We start from the raw sequence: 5434 nt of genomic DNA, 5'->3' as shown, positions 1-5434 counted from the left end.
CGTTCGCCCCCGCCGTACTGGGGCTGCTCGGGCTCGGGCTGCCGGAGGGGCTGGCGTCCGGACTCGGGCTCGGGGACCCGGACGGCGACGGGGTGGGTGAGGGGGAGGGGCTGGTCGGCAGGTTCGCCCTCAGCCGGCTGTCGAGCGCGTAGACGTCGGTGAAGGTCTTCACCGACCGCAGGAACGTCTCGGTCTGCCGGTCGATGGTGCCACCGTTCTGCCGTACCGCCGTGGTGCCGTTGCGGTACGCGGCGAGCGCCAACTGAAGCGGGTCACCCTTCAGGCCGGACAGCTCGCGGACCAGGCTGCACAGGGCGTAGCCCATGGTGGGGACGGCGACCTCCGGCTCCCACACCGAACGACCCTTCGGCCCGTACGACTGCCACATGTCCGACCGGAACTGCGCGACGCCGCGTTGACCGGTCGCACCGAGCCGGTTCGCGTCGAACCCGGACTGCGCCATGATGTGGGCGGCGACCAGTGGTGGGGTCACCTCCTGGCAGAGCGAACCCGCCCGGTTGATGTGCTGCACGTACTCGGCGGGAACCCCCTTCGCCTCGGCGGCCGGTGCCGTCCGGTCGGCCTCACCGGGCCCACCGAACTGCCGCAGCTTGCCGTAGTACCCGGCGTAGGCGCTGACCCGGTCGACGTAGGTCGTGGCGGCGTCGGGCACCCCGCGCACCTCGGCGACGGAGTTCAGCCCGACATGGAAGGCCGCCACCGCGAGACGCCACTGGTCACCGCCGGCACCCGCCAGTCGGAGATGACCGGTGAGGTCACACATCTGGTGGGCGAGGGCCAGGATGTTCGCCGACATGTCGGAGCGTCGGGCGTCCGGCCACGGCTTCCACGTCTTCCACTTGTCGTCTTCGAGACCGGCGATGCCCTGACCGCCGGAGATGGTCCTCGCCGCCCGGTCGTCCAACCCGGACTCCGCCATGAGCTGCCCGGCGAGCCTCGCCGGCGTCAGCGTCGGGCAGGACCCGGCGGCAGCGATGAGCACCGTCATCTGCTTGTCGGTGACCGCGTCGCCGACAAGCACGTCGTCACGGGCGGAGGCGACGCCGAAACCGACGGCGGTGGCGGCGGAGAGGAGCGCCAGCGCGGCAAGGACGAACGCCACGAACCGGCGTGGCATCCGCTCCAGCTTGAGCTTCTTGAGGAGGAGGTCGCGTGTCACAGGTAGGCCATCCCTTTCGGCGTGGCGACACCAGTGGCGACGGATCCTGACCGCTTCGCGTTCACGACCTCGCCGACATACTTTTCCGGGGCACGGATCACGGCCGGATCCTACGGCGGACCGGGGGACGTCCTCCGCGCTCGGGGACCGTCTCCTGAGGACCGGCCGGCCGCCCTCAGGAGACAGGCACTAGTCGAGGAGCCAGCGGACGATCTCGATGTGGTCGGTGAAGACCGTGTCACCGGCGATGCTCCAGGCCATCGTGTGGCCGATCGTCCAGTCGCGTACCCGGCTCCGGTCCAGGCCCAGCTCGGCGCTGAGCCGGTCCAGTCGGCGGCGCACGGCTGCGGGGGAGTGGCCCAGCTCGGTGCCGCGCACCATCGGCACCGCCGAGAACTCCCGCTCGCCGACGAGCGGTTTCGGGTCGATCGCCAGCCACGGTTCGCGGGTGGACCGCAACACGTTGGAGGCGTGCAGGTCCTGGTTGACCAGCACCTGCTCGCCCTGGCTGGCGGCCAGCCCGGTGAGCAGGTCGAGGGCGAGGTCCACGAACCGCCGCTCGTAGGGTCGCCCGGCCCGTTCCCAGGCGGCCGGTAGCCGGACCGCCCAGCCCCGCACCGCCTCGGCCAGCGACAGGAACGGCCGATCTGCGGGCAGCCAGAGGCGCGGGAGCAGCGCCACCACCGCGTCCACCGCGTCGTCCAGGGGGAGTACGCGCAACGGCGTACCGGGATCGCAACGCTCGATCAGCAGCGCCCGCAGGTCGGGGTCGTGGGCGAGCAGCCGGACGGCACCGTCGCCGTCCCAGTGGTGCAGCGCGGTCGCCTCGTGTTCGCTCTCCGAGTCCGGGAACTGCAACTTGAGCACCGCGCGGGTGCCGTCGGGCAGGTCAGCGGGCACCACCAGCGAGGTCGTGCCGTGCCCGAAGGGCGGCCCGACCCGCAGCGACCAGTGCCGGGCGCAGGTGGTCAGCCGCTCCGGCAGCCCGGCCAACCACTCTGGACCGCCCGGCATCGAGCGCAACCAGGTCAACTCGTCAGGGATCCGCACCGGGTGGGTCATCGCAGGCGGCGGATGTCGCCGTAGGCGCGGTAGAAACCGCCCCGGCCGGACTCGCGGACCTCGGTGACCAGGTAGCGGGCGCCCGGCTGGCGGATGCCCTTGGGGAACTGCACCGACCAGTTCTGGTGGTAGCCGGCGGAGAGCACGTGCACCCGCAGCCGACCGCCCTGCTCGACGCACTCGACGATCACCCCGTCACCGCCGTCGGCGACCATCTCGACCTGGGTGACGGCCGCCGGCTCGGGCATCCGGGCCGGTGCCTTCACGTCGACCACGGTCGGCACGCTGCCCGCCTCGGCCGCCCGGATCGCCGGCTCGCTGGCGTCGATGCAGGCCAGATGGCCGCTGGTGGTCACCACGTAGAGGCGCTGGTCGTGATACTGCATGGAGTACGCCGAGCCGCAGCCCGTGCCGAGCTTCCACAACCGGGTGCCGTCCTCGGCGAAACAGTAGATCGAGGACTGGCTGTCACCGGCGAAGACGTACCGGCCGTCGGAGGCGGTGGCGCAGGAGAAGACCGCCGCGTCGGCGCGGTAGGTGCGGGCGTGCCGGCCGTCCTTGCCGATGCGGACCACCTCGCGGGTCGCGGTGCCGGCGAACACCGCGTCGCGCTCCTGCCAGCCGAACAGCACCGCGCCGGTGCGGGTGTGCCACAGCTCCTGCCCGGTGCGCCAGTCGTAGCCGCTGACCCCGGTCGAGTCGCCGTGGTAGACCGCGTCGCTGTCGCAGCGCACCATCCAGGCCGAACTGCCGCGCCCGCCCCGCCGCCAGAGGAACTCGTCCTCGTGGTCGACGGCGGCGATCCCGCCGTCGGCGTCGGAGACACCGAGCACGCCGTCGTGGATGTCCAGCCAGTAGATGTCGATGTCGGGGGCGATCGTGTACGCCACCCGGGGGATCTTGCCGGAGAGGTCGTAGACGTTGCCGTCGTCGCAGCCGGCGTAGATCCAGGCGTCGTCGGCGACGATGCACTTCACCCCGTCGGGCAGCCGGACCTGGTCCAGCACCCGGGCGTCGTGGTCGAGCGTGGTGATGACGCCCCGCTCGTTGCCGACCGTGCAGGTGCGGCCGTCGATGAAGATGCCGAACGCGGGAGCGCCGGAGTCGTATCGCCACAGCACCGGGGCGGTGCGGGCGGTCGAGCGGGTGCTGACGATCTGCCGCCGCGACACCGAACGCTTCTGGCGGACGCCCGGCACCGCCGGGGCGTACCCCTTGCGGACCTTCTCGCCGATCTTCTTCGCGGCGGCGGCCCGCGCCCGCACGTTGTCCGGGTAGCCGGAGGTCTTGACCTGACCCTGGTCGCCGATCCGGCCGTAGCGCACGATCAGCGTGGTGTCGTCGACCACCACCTCGTAGAACTTGTGCGCTCCGTCCGTCTCGGACAGTTCGAGGTAGGTCGTCTCCTGCGACATGCGGGTCCTCCGAGGGGTCGGCACCGCCCCTGTCTGGGGCGGCAGGCACAACCTAGCCACCCCCACCGACAGAGATCCGAGCAGACCTCAGCGCGGGTCGAGCGCGTCGACGGCCTTGCGGGCCGCGACCAGCACCGGATCCCAGACCGGGGCGTACGGCGGGGCGTAGCCGAGATCGAGCGCGGTCATGTCGTCCACCGTCATCCGGTTCCACAGCGCCACGGCCAACGTGTCGATCCGCTTCGCCGCCTCGGTCCAGCCGACGATCTGGGCACCGAGCAGCCGCCCGCTGGGGCGTTCGGCGATCAGCTTGACCGTCATCGGCCGGGCGCCCGGGTAGTAGCCGGCCCGGTTGGTCGACTCGGCGATCACCGAGACGAACTCGAAGCCGGCCGCCAGCGCGTCCCGCTCCCGCAGCCCGGTCCGCCCGACCTCCAGGTCGCAGACCTTGGCCACGGCCGTGCCGATCACCCCGGCGAAGGTGGCGTACCCGCCGCCGATGTTGATGCCGGCCACCCGGCCCTGCTTGTTGGCGTGGGTGCCGAGCGGCACGTGCACCGGCATGCCGCTGACCCGGTGCAGGGTCTCCACGCAGTCCCCGGCGGCCCACACCCCGGGCACCTCGGCCACCCGCATCCGGCGGTCCACCCGGATGCCGCCGGTGGGGCCGAGCGGCATGCCGGCGGCCTCGGCGAGCGCGGTGTTGGGGCGTACGCCGAGGCCGAGCACCACCACGTCGGTCGGGATCGGGCCGTCGTCGGTGACCACCTCGCTGACCCGGCCGTCGCGGACACCGAGCGACTCGACCTGCACGCCGGTGCGGATGTCCACGCCGAGGCCCCGCATCGCCTCGGTGACGAGCGTGGCCATGTCCGGGTCCACGGTCGACATCGGCTGCTCGTCGCGCTCGACCAGGGTCACCGACAGCCCACGTCGGACCAGTGCCTCGGCCATCTCCACGCCGATGTAGCCGCCGCCGACCACCACCGCGCGCTTCGGCCTCGGGTCGGCCTCCAGCCACGTGCGCAGGGCCGCGCCGTCGTCGAGCGTCTGCACCCCGAAGACCCCGAGCGCGTCGGTACGCGCCCAGTCCGGCTTGGTCGGCACCGCGCCGGTGGCGTACATCAGGGTGTCGAAGCCCTCCCGGACCTCGCCGCCGCCGTCCAGATCGCGGGCGACCACCTCGCGGCGGTCCAGGTCGATCTCGGTGACCTCGTGCCGGAGCCGGACGTCGATGTCGTACTTCTCCCGGTGGGTCGCCGGGTCGCGGGCCACGAGCTGCTGCGCGTCGGCGACGAGCCCGCTGATCCAGTACGGGATGCCGCACGCCGAGTACGAGGTGTAGTGCCCCCGCTCGAACGCGACGATCTCCAGGTCCTCCCGGCCGCGGCGGCGCCGCGCCTGGGCGGCAGCCGCCATGCCGGCGGCGTCCCCGCCGACGACGATCAACCGTTCCGCCACGGCCATCCTCCTCCTCAGCCGGGGATCTCGCCCCGGGTCTGTCGCGCCACGTCCGCCACCACGTCCTCCAACCGACCGGTACGCGCGAACACCGCACGCTGCCGCGTCGCGCCGGTGCCGTGCTCCCGCAGCCGGTCCAGCAGCTCGGTCACCTCGGCGAGGTCACCGTGCCGGTCCAGCGCCGGGCCGAGCCGACCGACGAGCTGGTTCAGCAGGTCCCACGCCGGGCGCAGCTCACCGGTGGCCAGGTCGACCGCGTCGCCCTCCATGCCGTCGTGCGCGGCCCGCCAGTGCGCGCCGACCAGCAGGTGGTGGT

General features: G+C 72.5%; 4 protein-coding genes and 1 pseudogene. All 5 read right to left on the bottom strand.

What is annotated here, in order from left to right; all coding sequences use genetic code 11:
• The coding region (locus EYA84_RS25210; RefSeq protein ID WP_131055971.1) for a hypothetical protein at nt 1–1180 on the bottom strand (1180 nt) is incomplete at its 3' end.
• 189 nt (nt 1181–1369) lie between these two features.
• Complete coding sequence (locus tag EYA84_RS25205) at nt 1370–2230, bottom strand: aminoglycoside phosphotransferase family protein (RefSeq protein WP_236145953.1); 861 nt, start codon at nt 2228–2230, stop codon at nt 1370–1372.
• An 8-nt stretch (nt 2231–2238) separates the two neighbouring features.
• Nucleotides 2239–3657, bottom strand: coding sequence for a WGR domain-containing protein (locus EYA84_RS25200; RefSeq protein ID WP_131055967.1), 1419 nt, complete (start codon nt 3655–3657; stop codon nt 2239–2241).
• Nucleotides 3658–3744: 87 nt separating this feature from the next.
• A complete protein-coding gene (locus tag EYA84_RS25195) occupies nt 3745–5118 on the bottom strand; it encodes an FAD-dependent oxidoreductase (protein WP_131055965.1) in 1374 nt (457 codons plus the stop codon).
• Between the two features lie 14 nt (nt 5119–5132).
• Nucleotides 5133–5434, bottom strand: a pseudogene (locus EYA84_RS25190) (carboxylate--amine ligase); the annotation flags it as partial.

This window comes from Verrucosispora sp. SN26_14.1 (genome assembly GCF_004307965.1).
Lineage (GTDB): Bacteria > Actinomycetota > Actinomycetes > Mycobacteriales > Micromonosporaceae > Micromonospora.
Note: the sequence above shows the minus strand (reverse complement) of the source record. Positions and strands in the feature narration are given on the sequence as shown.

Bases quoted from the DNA above. Each gene is read 5' to 3' on its own strand.
- EYA84_RS25200 (WP_131055967.1), bottom strand. From the start codon at position 3,657: ATGTCGCAGGAGACGACCTACCTCGAACTGTCCGAGACGGACGGAGCG.